Origin of the sequence: Salibacterium salarium, from assembly GCF_030813635.1 — a bacterium.
GTDB classification, from domain to species: Bacteria; Bacillota; Bacilli; order Bacillales; family Marinococcaceae; genus Salibacterium; species Salibacterium salarium.
Map to the genome: position 1 here is coordinate 734,301 of NZ_JAUSUM010000002.1, position 22,749 is coordinate 757,049.

The 22,749-nt window shown below is 37.7% G+C and carries 28 protein-coding genes and 1 riboswitch; of the genes, 3 read left to right on the forward strand and 25 right to left on the reverse strand.

What is annotated here, in order from left to right; translation table 11 throughout:
* Positions 1 to 36: 36 nt before the first annotated feature.
* The 10 genes from ccsA to J2S78_RS09500 all read right to left on the reverse strand — a co-directional run bounded on the left by ccsA (position 37) and on the right by J2S78_RS09500 (position 8,646).
* Complete coding sequence (ccsA, locus tag J2S78_RS09455) at positions 37 to 1,224, reverse strand: cytochrome c biogenesis protein CcsA (RefSeq protein WP_306898766.1); 1,188 nt, start codon at positions 1,222 to 1,224, stop codon at positions 37 to 39.
* Positions 1,211 to 2,878: a cytochrome c biogenesis protein ResB gene (gene resB / locus J2S78_RS09460; RefSeq protein ID WP_306898080.1), complete on the reverse strand. Its 1,668-nt coding sequence runs from the start codon at positions 2,876 to 2,878 to the stop codon at positions 1,211 to 1,213. The genes ccsA and resB overlap by 14 nt, the downstream gene beginning before the upstream one ends.
* A 97-nt stretch (positions 2,879 to 2,975) precedes the next feature.
* The gene (locus J2S78_RS09465; RefSeq protein WP_306898081.1) at positions 2,976 to 3,695 is read right to left on the reverse strand and encodes a pseudouridine synthase; all 720 of its coding nucleotides are present in this window, start codon (positions 3,693 to 3,695) and stop codon (positions 2,976 to 2,978) included.
* 267 nt (positions 3,696 to 3,962) lie between these two features.
* A complete protein-coding gene (locus tag J2S78_RS09470; RefSeq protein WP_306898083.1) occupies positions 3,963 to 4,493 on the reverse strand; it encodes a spore maturation protein in 531 nt (176 codons plus the stop codon).
* Positions 4,490 to 5,089 (reverse strand): nucleoside recognition domain-containing protein, encoded by a 600-nt coding sequence (locus tag J2S78_RS09475; RefSeq protein ID WP_306898085.1) that lies wholly within the window; start codon positions 5,087 to 5,089, stop codon positions 4,490 to 4,492. The genes J2S78_RS09470 and J2S78_RS09475 overlap by 4 nt, the downstream gene beginning before the upstream one ends.
* 3 nt (positions 5,090 to 5,092) lie before the next feature.
* Positions 5,093 to 6,214 (reverse strand): D-alanyl-D-alanine carboxypeptidase family protein, encoded by a 1,122-nt coding sequence (locus J2S78_RS09480; protein WP_306898086.1) that lies wholly within the window; start codon positions 6,212 to 6,214, stop codon positions 5,093 to 5,095.
* A gap of 147 nt (positions 6,215 to 6,361) precedes the next feature.
* Positions 6,362 to 6,712 carry a stage V sporulation protein AE gene (gene spoVAE / locus J2S78_RS09485; protein WP_306898087.1) on the reverse strand — a complete coding sequence of 117 codons (351 nt, stop codon included), beginning with the start codon at positions 6,710 to 6,712 and terminating at the stop codon, positions 6,362 to 6,364.
* Positions 6,709 to 7,728 carry a stage V sporulation protein AD gene (gene spoVAD, locus J2S78_RS09490; RefSeq protein WP_306898088.1) on the reverse strand — a complete coding sequence of 340 codons (1,020 nt, stop codon included), beginning with the start codon at positions 7,726 to 7,728 and terminating at the stop codon, positions 6,709 to 6,711. Before spoVAD ends, spoVAE begins: the two co-directional genes overlap by 4 nt.
* Position 7,729: 1 nt before the next feature.
* A complete protein-coding gene (spoVAC, locus tag J2S78_RS09495) occupies positions 7,730 to 8,200 on the reverse strand; it encodes a stage V sporulation protein AC (protein WP_306898089.1) in 471 nt (156 codons plus the stop codon).
* An 11-nt stretch (positions 8,201 to 8,211) separates the two neighbouring features.
* Positions 8,212 to 8,646 (reverse strand): hypothetical protein, encoded by a 435-nt coding sequence (locus J2S78_RS09500; RefSeq protein WP_306898090.1) that lies wholly within the window; start codon positions 8,644 to 8,646, stop codon positions 8,212 to 8,214.
* Positions 8,647 to 8,738: 92 nt separating this feature from the next.
* On the opposite strand from J2S78_RS09500, the gene J2S78_RS09505 reads away from it, so the two are divergent.
* Positions 8,739 to 9,257 (forward strand): hypothetical protein, encoded by a 519-nt coding sequence (locus J2S78_RS09505; protein WP_306898092.1) that lies wholly within the window; start codon positions 8,739 to 8,741, stop codon positions 9,255 to 9,257.
* 72 nt (positions 9,258 to 9,329) lie between these two features.
* Positions 9,330 to 10,016, forward strand: coding sequence for a DUF421 domain-containing protein (locus J2S78_RS09510; protein WP_306898094.1), 687 nt, complete (start codon positions 9,330 to 9,332; stop codon positions 10,014 to 10,016).
* 18 nt (positions 10,017 to 10,034) lie between these two features.
* On the opposite strand, the gene scpB is transcribed toward J2S78_RS09510, so the two are convergent.
* Together scpB and J2S78_RS09520 are read right to left on the reverse strand one after the other, a co-directional pair.
* Complete coding sequence (gene scpB, locus J2S78_RS09515; RefSeq protein ID WP_306898095.1) at positions 10,035 to 10,604, reverse strand: SMC-Scp complex subunit ScpB; 570 nt, start codon at positions 10,602 to 10,604, stop codon at positions 10,035 to 10,037.
* On the reverse strand, positions 10,597 to 11,352 hold the full coding sequence (locus J2S78_RS09520) for a segregation/condensation protein A (protein ID WP_306898096.1): 756 nt from the start codon (positions 11,350 to 11,352) through the stop codon (positions 10,597 to 10,599). The genes scpB and J2S78_RS09520 overlap by 8 nt, the downstream gene beginning before the upstream one ends.
* A 184-nt stretch (positions 11,353 to 11,536) precedes the next feature.
* Here J2S78_RS09520 and J2S78_RS09525 point away from each other — a divergent pair, with 184 nt between their 5' ends.
* Positions 11,537 to 12,067 (forward strand): DUF309 domain-containing protein, encoded by a 531-nt coding sequence (locus J2S78_RS09525; RefSeq protein WP_306898098.1) that lies wholly within the window; start codon positions 11,537 to 11,539, stop codon positions 12,065 to 12,067.
* Between the two features lie 40 nt (positions 12,068 to 12,107).
* Here J2S78_RS09525 and J2S78_RS09530 read toward each other — a convergent pair whose 3' ends face one another.
* The 13 genes from J2S78_RS09530 to spoIIAB form a co-directional block, all read right to left on the reverse strand.
* Positions 12,108 to 12,494 carry a GNAT family N-acetyltransferase gene (locus J2S78_RS09530; RefSeq protein ID WP_306898100.1) on the reverse strand — a complete coding sequence of 129 codons (387 nt, stop codon included), beginning with the start codon at positions 12,492 to 12,494 and terminating at the stop codon, positions 12,108 to 12,110.
* A gap of 236 nt (positions 12,495 to 12,730) precedes the next feature.
* Positions 12,731 to 13,204 carry a 6,7-dimethyl-8-ribityllumazine synthase gene (gene ribH, locus J2S78_RS09535; RefSeq protein ID WP_306898101.1) on the reverse strand — a complete coding sequence of 158 codons (474 nt, stop codon included), beginning with the start codon at positions 13,202 to 13,204 and terminating at the stop codon, positions 12,731 to 12,733.
* A gap of 20 nt (positions 13,205 to 13,224) precedes the next feature.
* Complete coding sequence (locus tag J2S78_RS09540; protein WP_125554912.1) at positions 13,225 to 14,418, reverse strand: bifunctional 3,4-dihydroxy-2-butanone-4-phosphate synthase/GTP cyclohydrolase II; 1,194 nt, start codon at positions 14,416 to 14,418, stop codon at positions 13,225 to 13,227.
* Positions 14,419 to 14,467: 49 nt separating this feature from the next.
* Positions 14,468 to 15,121, reverse strand: a complete 654-nt coding sequence (gene ribE / locus J2S78_RS09545) for a riboflavin synthase (protein ID WP_306898102.1) — start codon at positions 15,119 to 15,121, stop codon at positions 14,468 to 14,470.
* Entirely contained in the window at positions 15,121 to 16,218 is a 1,098-nt protein-coding gene (gene ribD, locus J2S78_RS09550; protein WP_306898103.1) for a bifunctional diaminohydroxyphosphoribosylaminopyrimidine deaminase/5-amino-6-(5-phosphoribosylamino)uracil reductase RibD, read from the reverse strand. The genes ribE and ribD overlap by 1 nt, the downstream gene beginning before the upstream one ends.
* A 260-nt stretch (positions 16,219 to 16,478) precedes the next feature.
* Positions 16,479 to 16,633, reverse strand: a riboswitch (FMN riboswitch).
* Between the two features lie 89 nt (positions 16,634 to 16,722).
* The gene (locus J2S78_RS09555; RefSeq protein ID WP_306898104.1) at positions 16,723 to 16,869 is read right to left on the reverse strand and encodes a hypothetical protein; all 147 of its coding nucleotides are present in this window, start codon (positions 16,867 to 16,869) and stop codon (positions 16,723 to 16,725) included.
* A gap of 186 nt (positions 16,870 to 17,055) precedes the next feature.
* Positions 17,056 to 17,490 carry a peptidylprolyl isomerase gene (locus tag J2S78_RS09560; protein ID WP_306898107.1) on the reverse strand — a complete coding sequence of 145 codons (435 nt, stop codon included), beginning with the start codon at positions 17,488 to 17,490 and terminating at the stop codon, positions 17,056 to 17,058.
* Positions 17,491 to 17,506: 16 nt separating this feature from the next.
* Entirely contained in the window at positions 17,507 to 18,826 is a 1,320-nt protein-coding gene (lysA, locus tag J2S78_RS09565) for a diaminopimelate decarboxylase (protein ID WP_306898109.1), read from the reverse strand.
* A gap of 88 nt (positions 18,827 to 18,914) precedes the next feature.
* Positions 18,915 to 20,450, reverse strand: a complete 1,536-nt coding sequence (locus J2S78_RS09570) for a spore germination protein (RefSeq protein WP_306898110.1) — start codon at positions 20,448 to 20,450, stop codon at positions 18,915 to 18,917.
* A 26-nt stretch (positions 20,451 to 20,476) separates the two neighbouring features.
* The gene (locus J2S78_RS09575) at positions 20,477 to 20,899 is read right to left on the reverse strand and encodes a stage V sporulation protein AB (protein WP_306898112.1); all 423 of its coding nucleotides are present in this window, start codon (positions 20,897 to 20,899) and stop codon (positions 20,477 to 20,479) included.
* Positions 20,860 to 21,504, reverse strand: a complete 645-nt coding sequence (locus tag J2S78_RS09580; protein ID WP_306898113.1) for a stage V sporulation protein AA — start codon at positions 21,502 to 21,504, stop codon at positions 20,860 to 20,862. The genes J2S78_RS09575 and J2S78_RS09580 overlap by 40 nt, the downstream gene beginning before the upstream one ends.
* Before the next feature lie 42 nt (positions 21,505 to 21,546).
* Entirely contained in the window at positions 21,547 to 22,296 is a 750-nt protein-coding gene (sigF, locus tag J2S78_RS09585) for an RNA polymerase sporulation sigma factor SigF (protein WP_306898115.1), read from the reverse strand.
* A gap of 11 nt (positions 22,297 to 22,307) precedes the next feature.
* The gene (spoIIAB, locus tag J2S78_RS09590) at positions 22,308 to 22,748 is read right to left on the reverse strand and encodes an anti-sigma F factor (RefSeq protein ID WP_125554846.1); all 441 of its coding nucleotides are present in this window, start codon (positions 22,746 to 22,748) and stop codon (positions 22,308 to 22,310) included.
* Position 22,749: the final 1 nt, after the last annotated feature.

Consider the following 22,749-nt stretch of genomic DNA (forward strand, 5'->3'; position numbering starts at 1 on the left):
AAAAGAGATCGCATCAAAGTCATACATCGTATCCTTTTACGCATATGAATGTAACCCTGCAATTACAAGATTCACGAATACTAAGTTAAACATAATAATAACAAACCCGATTACACAAAGCCAAGCTGAACGCTCTCCGTGCCAGCCGCGTGATAATCGCAAGTGTAAATAAGCCGCATAAAATAAAAACGTAATTAAAGCCCAAACTTCCTTAGGATCCCATCCCCAGAACCTGGTCCAGGCTATTTGAGCCCATATCATTGCGAATATGAGTCCACCCAAAGTAAACACAGGAAATCCTATCGCAATCGCACGATAACTTACTTCATCTACGGTATCAGGACTAATGCCTCTTAAAAGGGGTTGAATAGCTCCACCCAGTGGTTTGCGTAAAACCAACCTTAATAAGAAGTAAAAAATCAACCCTGCTCCTAGCGACCAAATGACCGTATTAGCATCATCACTGCGAAGCCAAGCGGGCATTGATATTAATGGTTCCATCATACCATTTGTCAAAAGAGTTCCTTCGTTTGGACCCAATAACGCAGGCATATTATATGTCATTTCGGCTGACTCACCTGCTTCGTTTACATACTCAAATGTTGCTTGATATTGTAATAATTCAAAGGCATACCGAATAATAATAAAACTAACAAGACTGACTAAACTGTACATGATAAATTCGAGCCAGAACACTTTTTTATTCCGTTTTGTAAAATCTAAAGTCCTGATAAGATATATCAGTCCTGCCGCAAAACCAATGGAAAGAATTCCTTGACCTAATGCTGTAGTTGTAACATGAATTTTTAACCAGTTGCTTTGCAATGCTGGTATGAGAGGCTCAAGTTCTGTTGGAAAGACAGAAGCAAAAGCTATAACTAGTAAAACAATCGGCATCGTAAACATACCGAGTACATTCGTCCTATAAATACCATATAAAATGATAAAAGCTAAGCACAAAGTTGTACCCAGAAACGTGGTATATTCAAACATGTTACTAACAGGAACGTGCCCCGCAGCAATCCACCTTGTTATGAAGTAGCCCACAGAAAAGCAAAATCCCAAAATCGAAAACACATAACCAACTGTTCCCCATCGATTTCCGATTACATCTCCTTGTTTATCACGCCATTTTCTTCCTGTTACTGAAACAGCAAAACAAATCGTCGCGATTAAATACAGGAAGAATGCAATTAACAATAAATTAGCACTAATTTCGGCCATTGCCGTCATCCCTTCCATTTGATTGTTCATCTTCCTCTTCCTTCAACTGCTGTTTATCCTCTGGAACATCCAGTTTCGTTTCCTTTGATAGAGCCCTGAATTCCTTTTTCAACGATTCCCAATGCTTGTTCGTATGACCTGCAATCCAGACTTCATTGTCGAACCTGCGTATCCAAACTCTTCGATGCGACCAATACGAACCTTGAACAAGACCAATCATAAAAATACTCCCTCCCACTATCAAAAACGGAAGAGTTAGGTCTTTTCTAACAGTCAGTCCTGTTACATCTTTTGTTTCTACCCCTTCAAAGCTCATCTGGTAGTCATTTTCGTTAAAGATATCTTCATTACGCTGTATTCCAACAAAGCTGTATTCTCCATCTTCATCATGCTCTGGAGAAAACATTTGAAATATAAAAGCAGGGTTATCAGGAATATCCGAAACCGTAGATGGTTCTCCTTCATCATCAAATTCAAAATTAGGGAAATAAGAATCAATAACAACACGGTAACCATCCCCTAAATCATACTCTGCTTGGGGATCAAATAAGTCAATTTCAATCGTTCCTATGCTCTCATCTGTTTCTCTATCGGTCATCGACAATGACATTTTATTAAATTCATTAACCTTATAGTCAGATTGATAAAGGGAAAAATTGTTAAAGCGTAACGGGTGATTGACTTCAATTTCTTTCGATTTCACCTCATTCAAATCCGGTTCTGCTCCAACAGTTCCCCCTTCTTCCCGTTGATACAGGATTGCATTTGTTTGATATGTTTCGACAGTTTGCCCGCTTGCTCTCTGCATAGCAGGACCGAACACTTCATCGTTTTCGTCATAAAGATCCACAAAAAACTCATCGTTTTCTATAAAATATTCTCCATCTGTACCAGGAATAACTTCGGTTTCTCCTTCTCTCACCCAAACCAGATCATCTACATACATCCCAGGAAAAAAACGAAGCATACAGCCGGTTAAAAATACAATCAGACCAATGTGATTAATATACGGGCCCCACCTTGTAAAACGGTTTTTTTCAGCTAACAAACTTCCGTTTTCTTCTCTGACATTGTATTTTTTTCTTGCAAAAAACTGTTTCGCATCCGTCATTGTCTGTTCCGGATCCTCCGAATGACTAACACCAAACATACGCTGTCTGCTTAAAAAACCTTCATTTCTTGATACACGTTGATGCTTTAAGACTCGATAAAGTGGGACTACTCTATCTAAACTTGCAATAATTAGGGAAATTCCTAAACTTGCAATTAAGGCCATATACCACCACGAGCCGTACAAATTGTGAAAGCCTAGAGTATAATATACTTGTCCCGCTATTCCATACTCATTTTCATAGTGTTGCGCTGCACTTACATTACTTGGTATGTACATCTCTTGCGGGAAAATGGTGCCAATAGAAGATGTAACTAATATTAATATAATTATACTTATTCCGATTTTAACAGACGAAAAGAAATTCCAAATTCTATCCACTATTTTCTTATTATACGTTTGTGAGCGCCTAGCTACACCATCATAGCGCATATCCACCATGGTTGCATTCTTGTCTTTTTCTTCAAGCGGTTTCCCACATGATTCACAAAGATGAGTACCATATGGATTTAGATGCCCACATTCACATTTCTGTTTTTCCATGAGCACACCTCAATTATCATCCGTATCATATACACAAATACCTATTTTCTATTATAACGCTTGAAGGTATGTTATTATAAGTTGGATTTTTTGAAACTTATGTGACAGCACTTTCTTTTAATTTTTTAACTTCAATTGGTTTCAACTCTCGTTTTTCTCCAGGCTTCAAGTTACCTAATGTTAACTGATCATATTTTTCACGCTTTAATTTAATAACTGGATGGCCAATTGCTTCAAACATTTTTCTAACTTGATGATTTCTTCCTTCGTGAATGCTGATTTCAATAATCGATGAATTTGTTTTTTTCGTTGTTGACTTAACTCTCGCTTTGGCCGGGGCTGTTTTTATACCTTCTAGTTCTATGCCTCTTTTTAACGATTCAATTTCTTCTTTTGTCGGTTTTCCTTCTACCTTGGCGATATACGTTTTATATATTTTGTTTTTAGGATGCATCATCATGTTGGCAAACTCTCCGTCATTCGTTAACAGAAGTAGACCTGATGTATCATAATCCAGCCTGCCGATGGGAAATATCCGCGCATTGACATCCTCGAAATAATCAGTGACTACTTTACGATTTTTATCATCACTGACAGCCGAGATAACTTGTTTTGGCTTATAAAGCAAGTAATATACGGGTTCTTCTTTATCAATAAGAATATCATCGACTTGTACCGCATCCCTATGGGAAACTTTAGTTCCTAATTCGCGGACGACTTTCCCATTTACTTTCACTCTGCCATCTTCTATAAAATTTTCAGCTTTTCGTCTTGAAGTAATACCTGCATTAGCAATAACTTTTTGCAATCGTTCCATTCACTTTTCACCTCATTCCCCATCTTAACCATCTATAGTTGTTTTCACAAGCTTAAGTGTAGTTAATAAATATTTAAAGAAAAATCAGTTAATAATAATTAAGGAAGGATCTCCTATAGAAAAACTGAACATTCTCTCACAGCAGATGTTAAATCAACCTGAACAAAAGATAGAAAATCTGTAAATCACAACAAAAAATTGCCGCCTTATAATCGTAAGGTGGCAATTTTTTAATATTTTGTTTGTAGGTGAAATGACTTCCATTATTTATATAAATACCATAGTAACAATAATAATAGATGCCACAACCCCTACTGCATCTGCGAGTAATCCTACCTTAAGTGCATCTCCTATGTTTTTAATACCGGCAGCCCCAAAATAGATAGTAAGTACATATAACGTTGTATCTGTACTACCTTGCATTGTGGATGCCAGCCTTCCTATAAATGAATCAGGACCATGTTGACTGACAAGATCACTCATCATTCCAAGTGCCCCCGTCCCCGAAATTGGACGAATTAAGGCAAGGGGAACAATATCAGCTGGAATCCCTAGCAGAACAAGCAGCGGTTTTATGAGGTTTAAGATTAAATCCATAGCACCAGACTCTCTAAAAACAGATATAGCAACCATCATTCCTACTAAATAAGGAATCAATGAAACAGCAAGCTGAAATCCATCTTTACCACCTTCTACGAAACTATCATAGGCCGGCACCCTTTTTATCGCTGCGTGAGCAATGATCACTAACAGGAAAGCGGGGATAATCCATAATGATACTGTATTCATCCAACTCATGTGAATCCTTTCCTTTTCCTTAACCTCCGATAATAAAAATAACGGTCAATACATAAAGCAGCTATTGTCGAACAAGCAGTGGCCATTATAGTTGTACCTACAATTTCTGCCGGGGCGGCCGACTCGTAATTCATCCGTATGGCAATAACCGTTGTTGGAATAAGTGTTAAACTTGCTGTGTTTAGTGCCATTAATGTGACCATAGAACGGCTTGCTTCCTCTTTATCATCATTTAGTACACGTAATTCTTTCACCGCTTTTATTCCCATAGGAGTTGCAGCATTTCCAAGACCCATCAAATTAGCTGTAATGTTAGATAAAATGTATCCCATCGCTGGATGTTCTGGTGGCACTTCTGGAAACAAACGAATCGCAAGCGGCCTCATCCACTTTGTGAAAATATTTAATAGACCACTGCTTTTTGCTAAATTCATCATTCCCAACCAGAAAACCATGACACTTATCAAGCCAAAACAAAGTGTTACTGCTTCTTCTGCTCCGGTAAAAATGGCCTCCGATACATTTTCCATTCTTCCGTTAAACATGGCTGTGATAATTCCAACTGCTAACAAGAACATCCAAATGATATGGACCAATCATTACTCCCCCCTTATAAAGAAACGTAAAATTTTTCTAAACCAACCTTCCTTTTCTGTTCTCTCCTTTTCATACATAATTGGAATACTATATATATCTTTGTTATCCAAGGACCACGTTACTTTCCCAGCAGGTGATATCATGTGATTATGCTGTAAGTAATCTTCTTTAAGCGTTACATGTTTTTTCAGTTGATCCTTTTCTTCATCTGCTAAAGGGTAATGATAGGAGTGAGGATAGAAAAACCTGCCGTTATGTGCTTGTTCAACTTTTAATTGTTCTTTTTTTTCAGCTAATTGTATGAATTCAAAACGATCGAATCCCCATTCAAACATTTCAATATGATCTTTCCAATCGGAAGGAGCATCCAACGTAACAGCAATTAATGACATATTATTTTTTTCTGCTGTCGATACAAGCGTCCTTCCAGCAGCTTTTGTGTAACCCGTCTTTCCACCCGTAGAATAATCATATAAGGAGGTTAATAATTTGTTTTTATTTCGCCAAACTCTTTCCCATTTTTCTCCTTCCTGAGGAGCCTTGTAGCGTTCAGTTGCGGTTATATCTCGAAATGTTTCATTTTTCATTGCGTATTTCATTAAAAGTCCCATATCATACGCTGTTGAATAATGATTGTTTTCGTCATCAAGTCCGTGAGGGTTAGTAAATTGAGTGTTTTCCATACCAATTTCGTTCGCTTTTTCATTCATCATATAGATAAATCCATCTAGACTCCCACCAACATTCTCCGCAATTGCTACAGCAGCATCATTACCTGATCGCAACATCAGGCCGGTCGTTAAATCCTTTAATTTTATGTGTTCTCCGGGCTTAAGAAACAAAGATGACCCTTCTACTCCAGAGGCTTCTGCACTCACTTCAACCATTTCTTCCATTTTTTCTGATTCAACCGCTAAAATAGCAGTCATAATTTTTGTTATACTTGCGATTTTCCGCGGTTCGTGAGCATTTTTTTCAAACAGAACCCGTCCACTTTCTTGTTCTAATAATACCGCAGACTTACCAGAAACGGGTACACCCTCCCCATGGTCAGCAAACATTGGAACTGGTGCACTTGCAAATAAAATAATAAAACTTAGAACTATTTTTAATGAAGTTTTCATAAGCGACCTCATCTTCCTTATCGACTTGTCCATTTGTTTTACATTGTATGTCCATGCGTATGAAATATGCTTTTTAGAACACAAAACCTTGTATAGAAGGAAGGACTTACTTTTTTAACCGTAGAGAGATAAAGAGAATGCTAACCTTTATCCTTTTGGCTTGAAACAAAGGGCCGCCAAAAAAGAAAAAATAATCGCAGCTGAAATCCCGGCACTTGTTACTTCGAAAATACCAGTAATAACGCCAATAAAGCCATTTTGTTCCGCTTCTGCCATTGCCCCATGAACTAAAGCATTTCCAAAGCTTGTAATAGGAACAGTAGCTCCTGCTCCGGAGAAATCAATGAGTGGTTCATAGAGCCCCAATCCATCGAAAATCGCTCCTAAAACGACGAGTGTACTCATCGTATGAGCTGGAGTTAATTTAAAAGCATCCATCATCAGCTGACCAAGTACACAAATACCTCCTCCAACAACAAATGCCCAAAAATATATCATGATTGCTCAACTCCTTTTTGTTCAATAGCAACAGCATGAGCAATACATGGGATTGATTCTTTTTGTTGATAGGTAAGGGGACTCAATAGTGCACCTGTCGCAACTACTAATATTTTTTTCATTTGATTTTTTTTCATTCGGTTTAACATATGACCATATACAACAGCTGCTGAACAGCCTGAGCCGCTCGCACCTGATTGTACTTTTTGATTTTCTTTATATATGAGCATTCCACAATCTATGCATTGTTCATCTGTCACCATTATCCCACGCTCTCTTAGTAATTCTTTCATAAGAGGGAGTCCTACTTTCCCTAAATCACCTGTCACTATAAAATCGTAATAAGAGGGATCCCTGTCAAGATCCGTAAAGTGAGCTTCCACTGTATCAGCTGCAGCAGGAGCCATCGCCCCCCCCATATTAAAAGGGTCAGTCAGTCCCCTATCTATCACTTTTCCGATGGTGGCAGCAGTCAAAACAGGGCCTTCTCCATCTTTTCCGACAACAGCAACACCCGCCGCTGTTACCGTCCATTGCGAGGTCGGGGGCTTTTGTGCGCCATATTCCGTCGGATAACGAAATTGCTTTTCTACAGCAGCATTGTGACTAGCCGAGCCCGTTAATATATAATCTGCGCCGTTATTATCAATCACTAATCCGCCAAGCGCCAAACCTTCCATCGAGGTTGAACAAGCTCCAAATAATCCTATATACGGTATTCCAAGTGTACGGCAGGCAAGGCTAGTTGCTGTTATTTGATTAATCAAATCACCGGCAAATACGAATTGAATATCTTCAGCCTTCTTGTTTATTTTTGACAGAGCAATAGTAGAGGCTTCTTCCATTAAACGTGTTTGAGCATTTTCAAATGATGACTCAGACATCCAAATATCCGAAAAAAGATGATCAAAATCTCTACTTAACATTCCTTTACCTTCAAATGGACCTCCCACTACTCCTGTTGATTGAATGACTGGATTATTTTTATACGTCCATGATTGTTTACCTTGTTGCATATTATCCTCCCGTCCATTGCAGCCAAAGTGTCTTGATAATAGCAACTATAAACGCTGCTACCGTTCCAAAAACAATGACAGGACCTGCAATTTTAAACATATTTCCACCTATACCCAATACTTTGCCTTCTGTTCGATATTCTATTGCAGCACTTGCCATTGCATTAGCAAAACCTGTTATAGGTACAGCCGTGCCAGCACCTGAAAACTGAGCTATTTTGTCATAGACACCAAATCCAGTTAATAATACAGCTATTAATATAAGTACAGCTAAAGTTGGGTCCCCGGACGTCACCTCATTGAAATTGAAAGTGTGTAGAAAAAAAGATTTTAACGCCTGTCCAATAAAACAAATAAATCCACCTATAAAAAATGCTTTCACACAATTTTTTAAGACAGGGCGTTTAGGTTCATCTTTCGCAGCCATAGCTTGATACGTCTGATTCAATGTATCCTGATTATTTGAACTCATCGTTACACCAGCTATCCTTTCATAAGATCTTCAATATTATTTAATCGTTTTATCTTTTCCTTTTTTTTTATTTTCGTTTGAGCCATGTCTTCTTTCAGGTTCTTTAATTCCAGAACTACTTTTTTATCAGTAGAAAAACGAACAGTATCATTAGGCCACCTTTTTTTTAATAATGAGTGAGCCTCCTTTCTAATTTTTTCTAAGTTAAACCTGGATGTATGCTTCACATCAGCTGCAGCATACAAGTTCTCCCCTTCTTTTATCGCAACAGCATCTGTAATCGAATCTACTTTTTTTTCCAACAATTGTTCGGCTTGATTAACATTATTGTTATTCATTTTTGTAGGGGTAACTCCCTCTGTTTCTTCTTCACCACAACTCGACAAGAGTAAAATTATCGTGCTCACCAACAGTAAAAAGTATTGTTTCCATGAAGATTTTTTCATTTTACCCTTCCTCCTAATAAAACCTGCGTTTATAGTATGAAATAAAGGAAAGTTTTTTATGTAAATTTTTATACAAAAGGAGATTTGGCGTGATGACTCAAAGTATTGTATTATTGTTTATTTTTCTATTCATTTGTCTTTTTATGGGCTTACTATTTTTATATCGAAAAGTACACGATTTGTCTTCGGAGCTATACGAATGGAAGAATGCACTACTATTATTAAAAAGTGGTCTTGAAAAAGAGGGGAAGGAGGCTGAAAAGGAAGAAATTCGTCATCATTTACATATGCGAGCCCTACAAATAAGAGATACTGTCTACAAGCAAACGAAAGCACCGCATCCGAGAGCAATTGAAGAGACTTCAACAGAAATTGGCTATCACTCTTCTACATTAAGAAACATGTTTGGACCCGAAAAATCGTTAAAAATGGAAAACTTCTTCAAGATATATAACTCCTACATAAATACATATTGGAAGACATCAAGAGGAAACATAAGAAAAGTATTTAGAGGAAAATCGAGTGAACCTGATAACGAATATGACACCATTAAACAGGCATCTTTTCAATTGTTATATGAATTAGACAAAGGTCTTGAGGATTTTGAATAAACCACTCGATATTTTTAGATCATGGAAATAATGAATGTAGATAAAAAACTACATTCGGTAGGGAGACTTGATATGACAGAGAATTTTTTTCAGCTTACAATCGAATTAACTGTTGGTTTTTTCGCTTTGTTTGTTATTACAAAAATTCTTGGAAAAACCCAGATGAATCAACTGACCCCGTTTGACTTTATATCATCGATTGTTATGGGGGAATTGGTAGGTAACGCTATATTTGATGAGCAAATTACGTTAAATTATATTCTTTACGCTATTTCACTATGGACGGTTTTGATAAGTGTTGTAGAAGTGATTACGCAGAAATTTAAACGAACTCGAAGTATGTTAGAGGGACAGCCTTCCATTGTTATTAGAGAAGGACAATTAGATTATAAAGCCTTAAAGAAGAATCGTTTAGATTTAAATCAACTGCAGCATTTGCTGCGGGATAAAGATGTATTTTCTATAAAAGATGTTCATTATGCCATATTAGAAGCAAACGGAAGTGTGAATGTTTTAAAAACACCACAGTCTTCCGCTGCTATGAAGCCTGATGTATTAAGCAATCTTCCTGCCCCCTCCCCCCTTCCTCTAGCTGTAATTTTGGATGGAGAATGGGTGGAGGATAATATTAAAGAAGCCAATATCTCAAAAAATAAGATTTTGCGGCACCTTTATTCTAAAGATATTCCTGATATTGACCGTGTTTTGTACGCAGAATGGAATGGAGAATTCCCCCTCTACATTAATACGTATAATTAAAAATAACAGTGCTCAAGACTACTCCTCATCCAATTGGTTAAAAAACAAATCAGCTTCTTCGGTTTCCTCCTCTATGGATTCATGTAAATCCGGTAATTCCTGGATAGAAGGAATATTAAAATACTCAAGAAACCGTTCTGTTGTTTGATATATTATCGGGCGTCCCGGTGTCTGAGCACGGCCAGCATCAATCACCAATGCTTTATTAACCAACGACTGTACCGCTTTTTCAGATTTAACGCCTCGTATATCATCAATTTCTGCTTTTGTTACCGGTTGATTATAAGCAATAATTGCTAAAGTTTCTAGGGCTGCCTGTGATAGGTTATTTTTTTCGGGCACCTCGGCAAGTTTTTCAATATAAGGTGCCGCTTCTTCACTTGTTACCATCTGAAATTTACTTCCATAATTCTTAAGTTGCAGTCCTGGCATATTTAACTGCATCCAGTCTTTTAATTGATTTAAGTACTGCGTTGTTTCTTCTTCGGAGATTCCAAGAACTCTTGCTGCGTCATGAACAACTAATCCCTCGTCTCCGCAAACATAAAGAAGTCCCTGCAATGCACCTTGAAGTTCTTCTTCACTCACTTACAAGATCCTCCTCCGTCTGATGAACGACAATTTCTTCAAAGTTCTCTGATTGAACACAGGTGACTTGTCGATTCTTCATTAATTCTAATATGGCTAAAAACGTTACGACAATATGCTGTCTTTCATGCAAAGGGAATAATTCAAAAAAGCCACTTTTCCCTTGATGTTGATGAAGATAGGTTAAAACTTCCGACATTCTATCTTCCATAGAAATGTCATCTCCCTTGATTTTTGTCATTTTAGGAGATTTGTAACGAACTCTTTTCTTTAATTTTTCATAGGCATCGAGCATGTCAAATAATGATATATTATCTGGAAGATTGCTCTCTTTTTCTTTTCCACTTGATTCATCCGGCACAGTTGGTGCTTTTGCAAATTGAGCAGATCCTTGCTCTTCTTTTTCTTTCAGATGCTGAGCGGCCTCTTTATATTTCTTATACTCGACTAATCTTGATAGTAACTCTTCTCGTGGATCTTCCTCTTCTATGTAAACCTCTTCATCCGTATTCGTATCTCCAGGAAGCAGCATCTTACTTTTTATTTCAAGTAATGTTGCAGCCATCACTAAATATTCGCTGGCTGCATCTAGTTCAAGTTCTTGCATAGCTTGTACATATTGTAAATACTGCTCTGTAATAGTCGCAACCGGTATATTATAAATATCTACTTCGGCTTGATGAATTAAGTGAAGTAATAAATCCAATGGCCCTTCGAAACTGTCAAGTTGTACATTATATTTTTCCATTTCAATCCTCCACTGCAAAACTTCATTCGTAAGGATAAAACAAATTATATCATATCGCCTTCTTTGCAGGTCATATCTTTTATTATTTCATTATATAGAAAAGTAAATAATATGTATGTTACGATTTTCTCACCTTTACTATAATGTTTATGTTTATAAAACATGACGAAAAGGAGGGACCAAAGTGTATCCAGATTCATATATTGAATATTTAATACAATTTCATTCTTATCGGGACTTCTTTGAGTGTCATGAAATTTTAGAAGAACATTGGAAAGAAAACGATATAACAAATCGTAACAGCCCTTGGGTAGGATTAATTCAAGTAGCAGTCGGTCTTTATCACCATAGAAGAGAGAACTTTCGCGGAGCAGAAAAGATTTTGAAAAGCGCCTATTCCATACTAGAAAAAAATTCTGAACACATACAGCAATTAGGTATTAATTATTCGGAGTTCCTAACTTTAGTGAACGACCGTATTGCTGCTATTCAAGCAGACAAAGACTATGTTGACATCAATTTACCATTAACGGACCATGATTTAATCGATCAATGTAAAAAAGAATCCATAAAGCAAAATGTCCCTTGGATTGCTGCAAGCGACATGACAAATAAACACTTAATACACCGCCACATTCTTCGTGACCGCACGGAAATAGATGAAGAAAGACTTCATCAAAAACAAATGAAAAGAAAGACTACTCCACGAAAGTAATAGAAGCTGTCCCGGCAACATTCCGGAACAGCTTCATTTATTAGCCACTTGCTTCCCCTGTTTCTCCATTTGTAGGTTTATCTTCCTTCATACAAGTTCCAAGAAAATCGGTTGTTTCATCGCAACCAATAAGTTCTCCATCCAGACGTTCTTTCATTGTTAGTACCATTTTTCGTCCTATACCTTCATCTCTATATGATGGATTGACACATATATGCTTTAATTCGGCGGATCCTTCATCAAAGAAATATAGACCCATCACTCCGATAATATCCTCTTTTTCTTTCCATAGATATAGCTGCCATTGATTGTCATTTTCATAAGTGTTGACTGTTTCCTGGAGTTTTTTGACTTCCTTTTCTTCCGGCATATATGAAAGTAGACCCATAGCAATTTTTTTGTAGGCGGATTTAAACTTTATAAACATCTTAACCATCCCTTATTTTTGAGAGAAAAAATTTTTCTCTCACTATACTTCATGAAAAGCGTTCCAATTGGGGAATGTGCGAAAATGAGTTTCTTTCCATCGTTCGCTTACTCACCCACATCATATACAAATTTCATTGTAACTTTCGCCTAATTTAACTTGAAATTTGTAACTGGCTATAAGGGCAAAGAGAAACATGACGGGTTTCCGCCATGTCCATGTCGTCCTATATTAGTTTACCCTTTTTGTAAGCTTTTATCAAGGTTGGCCATTTCAATTGCAGCAAGGGCTGCATCCGCTCCTTTGTTACCTGCTTTCGTTCCAGCTCTTTCAATGGCTTGTTCAATTGTATTCGTCGTTAATACACCGAAAATAACCGGCAATCCTTTTTCAAGAGATATATTTCCTACTCCTTTTGCTGCTTCTCCACAAACATAATCAAAGTGAGGAGTTGAACCTTTAATAACCGTTCCTAATGTTATAATCGCATCATATTTGTTAGTTTCTGCCATTTTCTTCGCAGCATATGGAATTTCAAAAGCACCGGGAACCCAAGCAATATCAATGTTTGTTTCCTCTACACCGTGTCTTTTTAAAGAGTCTTCTGCTCCTTCAAGAAGTTTTTCGGTTATAAAATGATTGAACCTACCGGCAACAATCCCAATTTTTAAATTTGTTCCGACTAGATTACCTTCAAATACATTTGTCACTATCTTTCATCTCCTTTTTATTAAAAATGCAGCATATGTCCAAGTTTAGAGTACTTTGTTCGCATATATTTTTCATTATCTTTATTATAAGGAAGTTGCAACGCTACTCTTTCTGTTACTTCAAGTCCATATCCTTTCAAACCAGTTATTTTACGCGGATTATTCGTTAAAAGTCTCATCTTTGTCACACCTAAATCCCTTAGAACTTGTGCTCCAATTCCATAGTCACGTAAATCCGGTTTAAATCCTAATTTTTCGTTTGCTTCCACTGTGTCGTACCCTTGTTCTTGAAGTTGATATGCTTTCATTTTATTAATTAATCCAATACCTCGGCCTTCTTGTCTCATGTAAAGCAGTATTCCCCGTCCTTCTTTTTCAATCTGCTGGAGAGCAGCTTGAAGTTGAGGACCACAATCGCAACGATGCGACCCGAAAACATCACCAGTAAGACACTCCGAATGAACTCGTACGAGAGTCGGTTCATCTGGAACCAACTGTCCTTTTATTAAAGCAATACTTTCCTTATCATCAACAACAGACGTATATCCAACTGCTCGAAAGTCACCGAAATCTGTCGGAAGGTTGATTTCTGCTTCTTTTTTCACTAGTTTATCTTTTTTATGACGGTATTGTATTAAATCCTTAATCGTAATCATTTTCAGTTCGTGCGTATCTGCTATTTCTCTTAAATCAGGAACACGTGCCATTTCACCATCGTCCTTTATCACTTCACAGATGACACCAGCTGGTTCAGAACCAGACAGCCTTGCTAAATCAATAGCTGCTTCTGTATGTCCTGCTCTGCGGAGGACGCCACCATTTTTTGCAATTAGAGGGAAAACATGACCAGGACGCTTGAAATGATAACTTTTGCTATCTGGTTTAAGCAAGGCTTGAATCGTTTCTGCTCGCTCTGTTGCTGAAATACCGGTTTTAGCAGATTCATGATCAATACTAACAGTAAAAGCTGTGCCATGTGGATCTGTGTTATGATCAACCATCGGAACCAGTTCTAGTTCTTCAGCTTTCTGTTCTGTAATAGGGGTACAAACCAGTCCTCTTCCGTGGGTAATCATAAAATTAATCGTCTCTGGCTTAATCTGATCAGCCAATGCGACAAAATCACCTTCATTTTCTCTATCTTCATCATCACATACAATAACTGTTTTCCCTTGCATTAACTCATATATTGCTTCCTCAATAGGGTCAAAAATATGTTCATTTGCCACTATAATCCCTTCTTTCCCCTCCAAATAATAACTATTACATAAAACCATTCTCTTTTAGCGTTTGCTCATTTATCCTCTCAGCTGAAGAATGATAACGCGTATTTAATAACCTATCCGTATACTTCATCAGCATATCCGTTTCGATATTTACGGGATCACCTGGCGCTTTTTCACCTATGATTGTTTCCTCCCAAGTATGTGGAATTAGCGATATAGTAAATGAATGACTGTTATCATCCACTCCAAAAATGGTAAGACTAATGCCATCGACCGCAACCGATCCTTTTAGCATCATATAAGGCATTAGATTTTCTGGAACAGTAATGTCTACATAATACGCATTTTCATAAGGAACCATCGTAGAGATTGTTCCAAGTGCATCCACGTGACCACTGACAAAGTGTCCGCCAAATCTTCCATCAGCAGGCATAGCTCTTTCTACATTAACAGCTGTGCCTTCTTTTAGTTTCTTTAAACTGGTAGCAGTCATTGTTTCCGGCATGACATCCACTGTAAAAGATTCTTCGTCAAACGATGTCACCGTCAAGCACACTCCATTAACAGATATGCTATCTCCCAATGCGATACCTGAAATAATATCCTTTGCTTTTAATGTAAGGACCATCGTATCGGATGTTTTATTTATTTTCAAAACGTTTGCTTTTTCTTCAATTATTCCTGTAAACACTATGCATTTTCACCCCTTTTAACCGTAGCAGTAATTTTTATGTCATCTCCAATGTTTTCTACTGAATGAATATTTAAATTCGGAACTTCCATTATAGATGCAATACCTTGGCCACCAATAACAGAAGGCGCTGCTTTTCCACCAATAAGCTTTGGTGCTATATAACAAATCATTTCCTGAAAAGCTTGATTTTCGAGAAAACTTCCATGAATCTCAGCGCCTCCTTCAACGTAAACAGATAACACTTTTTTATCACCTAAAATTTGTAACACTTCGTTTATGTTCACATAGGGAGAGGACGAAGGAAATACAGAAGCGCCTGACTCTTCCAAGGACTTCAACTTTTCTTTGTCCGCATTTTTGGCACAAAAAATCCAGACTGGAGCTTCATCATCTTGTAACATGTTAGCCGTTAAAGGAATCTTTAAATGATGGTCAAGTACAATTCTAGTCGGCTGGCTTGCTCCATTTTTCAATCGTGCGGTTAAAGTTGGATCATCTTGCAGGACAGTGCCAATACCAACTAGGATAGCATCATGTTGGTGCCGCAAAACATGACTATCTTCTCTAGCTTTTTCCCCCGTAATCCATTGACTTTCACCACTATACGTAGACGTTTTGCCATCTAAGGAAGCAGCTGTTTTGAGGGTTACATATGGCTTTCTTGTTTCAATATAGTGAAAAAAGTGTCGATTGAGCCAGTCTGCTTGTTCTTTTCCCACCCCTGTTGTAACCTCGATACCTGCCTGCTCTAAACGTTTCACACCTTGCCCTGCAACATCCGGATTAGGATCATACGTTGCGATAACTGCCCGCTTAATATTTTTTTCAATAATCAAATTGGCACATGGCGGCGTTAGTCCAAAATGACTGCAGGGCTCTAATGTAATATAAATTGTTGCACCATCAGCTTGAGCACCTGCCATTGACAATGCATGAACTTCAGCGTGTTCATGACCTGCCTGTAAATGTGCTCCCATTCCTATAACTTTTCCATTCTTCACCACTACCGCTCCAACCACCGGATTCGGTGATGTTTGACCTTGTGTACTTTCAGCCATTTGTAAAGCAAGTCTCATGTAGTCCGTGTCTGTCATTCTTATTCTTCCTCTTTTCGTTTCTTAAATTACTCAAGAAAAGCGTAATGTCCGCCTGTGGCTAAACACACACTAAAATCGCAATCTTATACCATAATAAACACCCTGAAGAAAGATATACTTCTCCAGGGTGTAAACAGCGTGCTCAAATAAGCCATTATATAAAAATATAATGAAAAGATTAGACCATCACCTTCATGTTTATAAGGACAAAGGTGCAACGTGAGCGTTATAAGTCTATGTCTCATTTATTGAACACGGTTCTCCTTCTCCCATCCAGACTTTCACTGTCGGCTCTGGAATTTCACCAGATCCACCGCAAAAGATAAATAATTCCTTTTACGGGTCGCGGACTAAAAAGTGATTTGACTTTATCACCGCCGATTGGGAATTTCACCCTACCCCGAAGTTTGCACAAGCCGTATTAGTGACTCATGACTGAACCGTTTTATTGTATTTTGATACTTGATATATATAGATTTTATCCTTCTTGTTAGTAAAACGTCAACTATTTGAATTTTCATGTTCAATAGGGTTCGCACAATCAAAACAATATAATCTTTCGTGTTTACTTATTACTCCATTTAAAAATCCATCCATACACAAAATTTCTTTTCCACAAACACTGCACTCCCCGACTACCTCTTTCATTAATTCTCCTCCTTAAGCTCTTACACGGTAATACTTGCATCCAACACTCCAAGTGCGAAGAATCGAGGCTGCTGCTAAAAAAAGCATGAGTCGAAGACCCTGGAGAACGAAACATGAGCTCGATAGCTCACACGAAGGCGGCAAAAAGTTGAAAAAACCGGCAGCTATCATCACTGCCGGTAACACTTATTCATCCCATACCTTCACTTTTTTCATAATATCCCCTTGCTGGATGCGATCTACCGACTCCATTCCATCTATCACTTTTCCAAAGACAGTATGAACTCCATCCAAATGCGGCTGATTTTGGAACAAAATAAAAAATTGACTTCCACCTGTATCTTTTCCTGCATGCGCCATAGATAAATAACCACGTTCATTCTTATAAGGATTACCTTCTGTTTCACATTTTATGGTATATCCGGGACCACCTGATCCTATGCCATTCGGACATCCTCCTTGTGCAACAAATCCTGGTATAACACGATGAAAATTAAGCCCATCGTAAAAACCTTGATTAGCCAGATGTTCAAAGTTTTCTACTGTTTTTGGCGCAGCATCCGGAAAAAACTCAAGCTGTATCTTTTCTCCATTTTCAAATTCAATGGCACCTGTTTTCATATTCATTCCTCTTTTCTTATACTTTTTCGTTCGTATGAAGTGGTAAATCATTTTTCAACAAATCTTCAAGTGTCTCCGCTTGCACAACAAGGCTACTTTCCCCGTTTTCAACAAAAACAACAGGCGGCCGTGCCACTCTATTATAATTATTAGCCATCGAATAGCCATATGCCCCTGTACAGAATACGGCCAATACATCTTGAAATTCCACTTCCGGAAGAGCTAAATTCCATATTAACATATCGCCGCTTTCACAGCACTTTCCAGCAACTGAAAAAGTTTCATTTGTTTCATCGTTAGCTCGATTTGCGAGAATACCTTCATATTCTGCTTGATATAATGCAGGTCTTATGTTATCCGTCATCCCTCCATCAACAGAAAGATACCTGCGGACACCAGGAATATCCTTTTTTGAACCTACAGTATATAAAGTTGTACCTGCATCCCCTGTGATAGAACGTCCAGGTTCAATCCATATTTCCGGCACATTCATTCCTGTGTTTTCCGCTTCCCTTTTTATAGCTGCAATTAAGTCTTTCACATATTGCTCAGGTGGAAGTGGTTCATCTCCTTCTACATAACGAATACCAAAACCTCCGCCTGCATTAAATACTTCCGGAACAAAGTCATATAGTTCTTTCCAGCGCTGAAACTCTTTGAACAACTTCTCTACTGTAAGAACAAATCCATCTGTATCAAAAATTTGTGATCCTATATGACTATGAACTCCGCGAAGATAAAGGTAACGATCCGCTTGAATAATTTCAATCGCCTGATCAGCTTGTCCACTCGATAAATCAAAACCAAATTTTGAATCTTCTTGACCTGTTGAAATATATTCATGGGTGTGTGCTTCGACGCCAGGAGTTGTTCTTATTAATACATCCATTGTTTGTTGTCTGAATGCTATTTTTTCCTGCAACAACGATAGTTCATAAAAATTGTCAAGCACTATACATCCTATTCCCAAATCTAAAGCAAAGTCAATTTCTTCCGGACTTTTATTGTTGCCGTGAAAATGCACACGCTCCATCGGGAAATTTGCTTTTTTGGCAGTCATCAATTCTCCGCTTGACACAACATCTAAACTAAGTCCCAGCTCGTCAGCCAATTGGAACATAGCGATGCAACTGAATGCTTTGCTGGCATATGCAACCTGATGATTAATTCCGGCTTCTTCAAATGCTTTTTTAAACCCAATTGCTCGTTCACGTATCAAAGCTACGTCATATACGTAAACAGGAGTTCCAAATTCACGTGTTATATGAACCGTATCAACCCCACCTATTTCCAGGTGATTTTTGTTATTTATCGTACTCGTTCCGTGTAAATACATAATCTGTTCTCTCCTTAACACCGTCAAATGAATGATTACATTTTAGCATCATTTCCTCAGTAGAAAAAGGGAGTTACATTTGATTAAATTATTCTGGGGATTGTCTTATTGGATCTTGCGGATCCACAATACTTGGACGTCGTCGTAAACTTGGCACCGTTGTTCTTATTAGTATCTGCCATAAAGCCGCACCATCAAACGGTAAAAACGGCCACATATATGGTTTATCTAGTGAGCGAATACCAACTAATAGTAATAATAAAATAGTCGCGGCAATCACGAATCCGCTAAGTTGAAAACTGACAACAGCAATCAACAATATAAATCTGAGTATTTTTATCGCTATACCAAGTTCGTAACTTGGTGTGGCAAATGTACCTATTGCACTAAGCGCAACGTATAAAATAACTTCTGAAGTAAAAAGCCCAACTTCTATAGCAATTTCACCTATTAGTAAGGCAGCTACTAAACCCAAAGCTGTCGTAAGTGGCGATGGAGCGTGAATAGCTGCCATGCGCATCAGCTCTATCCCGAATTCTGCTATGGCAATCTGCATAAACTCTGAAACATTAGTATCCTCACTTGGACCAATATATTCAAGAGCATCAGGAAGTAGCTGTGGTTCTAATACCATTAAAAGCCACAAAGGTAAAATAAATAAGGAAGCAAACATACCCAAGAAGCGAGTCCAGCGTAAATACGTTCCAATAAAAGGAGCCTGCCGGTATTCCTCTGCATGCTGTACATGGTGAAAAAAAGTCGTTGGTGTAATAATTATACTTGGAGAGGCATCCACCATAACGATAACATGGCCTTCATATAAGTGAACGGCTGCGACATCCGGACGTTCTGTATATCTAACGAGCGGAAAAGGATTTCCGGCTTGATTAACAATATATTCTTCAACAACTTTATCTGCCATTGGTAACCCATCTAATTCTATCGCTTCTAATTCTTTGCGAACAATATCAACTAAATTTGGATCTGCTATATCTTCAATATAAGATATACATATATCCGTTTTAGAACGAACTCCTACTTGTAGTATTTCATGGCGGAGTCTTTCGTCACGAACTCTTCTTCTTGTTAGACCAGTGTTTTCAATTATATTTTCTGTATAACCATCTCTTGCTCCTCGAACAACTTTTTCATTGTCAGGTTCTTGCGGACTTCTTCCCGGATAATTACGAACATCAAGAACAAACGCTTTCTCTTCCCCTTCGACAAGAATGAATACAAGGCCGGAAAGCATATCGGTAATACAGTCTTCAAGAGTCTCTTTATATTCTACTTGTACATGAGTAAGATGATTTTCGATCGCATCTCGTACATAAGGCGTTTCTCTATCTCTTGCATCTAATTTCATTAATTCTTTCAAAAGTTCTGTAATGGCTGTCATGTCACAAAGACCATTGACAAAATAAATTTGAACCTGTTTTCCTAATATTTCTAACGTACGAACACCGGTATCAAAACTTACTCCTAATCCTACACGTTTTTCTATTATTTCTTTGTTAACCTCAATATCTTTAGAAATATATGTTTTATCACTATTTTCAATACCATTTCCATCATTTGTATTATTATGTTGAAATTTGCGGAAGGTAGATTTTCTTCTTCTCATATGAATACTCCTTATTCCTATAAAGTTTAAAACGTGACATAAAACACCCAATGAAACAGCGATCCGATAATTTTCCCAAACACAATAGCCATGACGAGACTCATTAAATTCTCTTCCATGCCAATACGTTTAGCAAGTATCGGAAATACGTTTAGTACTTCTGTTAGAGCTGCTGCGAGCATTCCAACAAAGATACCTGCAGCAAGCCCCACCGGAACGGTAAATAAATCCGGCAATGATAAACGTAAACCGTGTAAACCAGAAATCGTCCCAACTAACGCCCCAATAACTACAGCGAGTTCATAAGCTTGCACTGCTTTGTATGTTTTTGTTAATTGCACTAATCTCGGAATAATACCAAGTACTGTAATGAAAGCAACCAGCCCGCTACCGACAGCAAGCCCTCCGCTTAATCCGACGAAAATGGCGAATAAGACTTCGATTGCCAAGGTTTTGATCTCCGATCTGTGTTTGTTTCAGCTAAATAATTTTCAATCTCCTGCCTATACTGAAACATTTCAATTTCAAGCGGGCTCGGTTCTTCATTAATTCGCTTTTTAAACAGATGATTAAAGAACAATATCATGCCTAGTCCTAGTCCAAAGGAATAAGGAATCTGCAAAAGCAAGGGTTGAGTTAAATTTTTACCAGTAATCAGACTATATAATTTTTGATGTACAGACAGCATACTGACATCTTCATGAAAATTCATAATTGCAAGTGCAGCTCCGATAAATAACAAAAACCAAACGAGAACCAACATAACAGGAGTAACAATTTTTCGTTGTATTTTTATTTCCAATACCGTTTGTTCTCTTCCAATCACGTGTACAGTTATTTGTGGAAAGAAAGAATGTATTTGTTGGAGAACCGTTAAAGCATCTATTACGACGTGACTTTTGTCTTTTGCATTAATTTTATATATCGGAAGTTCCATAATGGATGGCAGAATATCGCTTTTTCCTTCTAATCTGGCAATATCTTTCACATATATTGTTTGATTCGAAACGACTGAACCTTTTGAAAAAAATTGTAAATAAATGTGTTGTTCCATTATCCAACCTCCTCCTTCTTAGTATGTAAAAAAGCCAGCTGTCTATTCTGACAACTGACTTTTCATTTTATCCAAGATACGTTTTTCCAATCTTGATACTTGGACTTGTGATATATCCAATCGTTTTGCCACCTCTGATTGAGTTTGATCCTTGTAATAACGTAAGTAAACGATTATTCGTTCTCTTTCTTCTAACTGCTCTACCACTTCTTTTATTGCAATTTGTTCAAACCATTTAGAGTCTCCTTGATCCGCTATTTGATCTATTAAAGTTATGGGGTCCCCGTCATTCTCATAAATCGTTTCATGAAGAGACGATAAGCTTCTGGTCGCTTCTGTAGCAAACACGATTTCCTCCATCGGTATTTCTAGCGCTTCCGATATTTCCTGAAGGTTCGGAACTCTGGCTAACTTTTTCGTCAATTCTTCTTTCTTCTTACGTATTTTATTGTTTAGTTCCTTCAATGAACGGCTTACTTTCACCGTGCCGTCATCTCTAATAAATCGTTGTATTTCACCAATTATCATCGGGACAGCATAGGTGGAAAATTTCACCTCATAGGATAAATCAAATTTATCTATCGACTTGATTAACCCAATTACACCGATTTGGAACAAATCCTCTGCTTCATAACCCCTATTAATAAAGCGCTGAACAACGGACCAAACAAGCCTCGTATTTTTATTGACAATCTCATCCCGAGCTGTTTTATTACCATTTTGACTATCCTTAATCAGTTCTCTTACTTTGTCGTCTTGAAGAGGCTGTTGTTTTTTTAATTTAACGTCCATACAGAATCCCCTTAATTACAAAGTGTTTGACTTCTAGCCAGACGTTTTCTCAAATAAACAGTAGTTCCAGTGTTTTGCTCAGATATCACTTCTACTTCATCCATGAAGTTTTCCATAATTGTAAAGCCCATTCCGGATCTTTCTAATTCAGGTTTTGTTGTATATAAAGGTTCTTTTGCTTTATCAATATTTTCAATCCCGACTCCCTCATCTTTTATTGTTACCTCTACTGTATCTGTATCGATCTTCACTAAAATTGTAATAGTTGCAGCAGGATTTTCATTGTATCCATGAATAATTGAATTCGTTACAGCCTCTGATACAACTGTCTTTAATTCAGTCAATTCATTCATATCTGGATCGAGCTGAGCTGTGAAAGCCCCAACGCTGACCCTTGCAAAAGCTTCATTTTCACTTACCGCGGAAAACTCCAGTTTCATTTCGTTTTTCATA

Coding starts and splice junctions, on each gene's coding strand:
- ccsA (WP_306898766.1), bottom strand. CDS start 1,224: ATGGCCGAAATTAGTGCTAATTTATTGTTAATTGCATTCTTCCTGTAT.
- resB (WP_306898080.1), bottom strand. CDS start 2,878: ATGGAAAAACAGAAATGTGAATGTGGGCATCTAAATCCATATGGTACT.
- J2S78_RS09465 (WP_306898081.1), bottom strand. CDS start 3,695: ATGGAACGATTGCAAAAAGTTATTGCTAATGCAGGTATTACTTCAAGA.
- J2S78_RS09470 (WP_306898083.1), bottom strand. CDS start 4,493: ATGAGTTGGATGAATACAGTATCATTATGGATTATCCCCGCTTTCCTG.
- J2S78_RS09480 (WP_306898086.1), bottom strand. CDS start 6,214: ATGAAAACTTCATTAAAAATAGTTCTAAGTTTTATTATTTTATTTGCA.
- spoVAE (WP_306898087.1), bottom strand. CDS start 6,712: ATGATATATTTTTGGGCATTTGTTGTTGGAGGAGGTATTTGTGTACTT.
- spoVAD (WP_306898088.1), bottom strand. CDS start 7,728: ATGCAACAAGGTAAACAATCATGGACGTATAAAAATAATCCAGTCATT.
- spoVAC (WP_306898089.1), bottom strand. CDS start 8,200: ATGAGTTCAAATAATCAGGATACATTGAATCAGACGTATCAAGCTATG.
- J2S78_RS09500 (WP_306898090.1), bottom strand. CDS start 8,646: ATGAAAAAATCTTCATGGAAACAATACTTTTTACTGTTGGTGAGCACG.
- J2S78_RS09505 (WP_306898092.1), top strand. CDS start 8,739: ATGACTCAAAGTATTGTATTATTGTTTATTTTTCTATTCATTTGTCTT.
- J2S78_RS09510 (WP_306898094.1), top strand. CDS start 9,330: ATGACAGAGAATTTTTTTCAGCTTACAATCGAATTAACTGTTGGTTTT.
- J2S78_RS09520 (WP_306898096.1), bottom strand. CDS start 11,352: ATGGAAAAATATAATGTACAACTTGACAGTTTCGAAGGGCCATTGGAT.
- J2S78_RS09530 (WP_306898100.1), bottom strand. CDS start 12,494: ATGTTTATAAAGTTTAAATCCGCCTACAAAAAAATTGCTATGGGTCTA.
- ribD (WP_306898103.1), bottom strand. CDS start 16,218: ATGACAGACACGGACTACATGAGACTTGCTTTACAAATGGCTGAAAGT.
- J2S78_RS09555 (WP_306898104.1), bottom strand. CDS start 16,869: ATGAAAGAGGTAGTCGGGGAGTGCAGTGTTTGTGGAAAAGAAATTTTG.
- J2S78_RS09560 (WP_306898107.1), bottom strand. CDS start 17,490: ATGAAAACAGGTGCCATTGAATTTGAAAATGGAGAAAAGATACAGCTT.
- lysA (WP_306898109.1), bottom strand. CDS start 18,826: ATGTATTTACACGGAACGAGTACGATAAATAACAAAAATCACCTGGAA.
- J2S78_RS09570 (WP_306898110.1), bottom strand. CDS start 20,450: ATGAGAAGAAGAAAATCTACCTTCCGCAAATTTCAACATAATAATACA.
- J2S78_RS09580 (WP_306898113.1), bottom strand. CDS start 21,504: ATGGAACAACACATTTATTTACAATTTTTTTCAAAAGGTTCAGTCGTT.
- sigF (WP_306898115.1), bottom strand. CDS start 22,296: ATGGACGTTAAATTAAAAAAACAACAGCCTCTTCAAGACGACAAAGTA.
- spoIIAB (WP_125554846.1), bottom strand. CDS start 22,748: ATGAAAAACGAAATGAAACTGGAGTTTTCCGCGGTAAGTGAAAATGAA.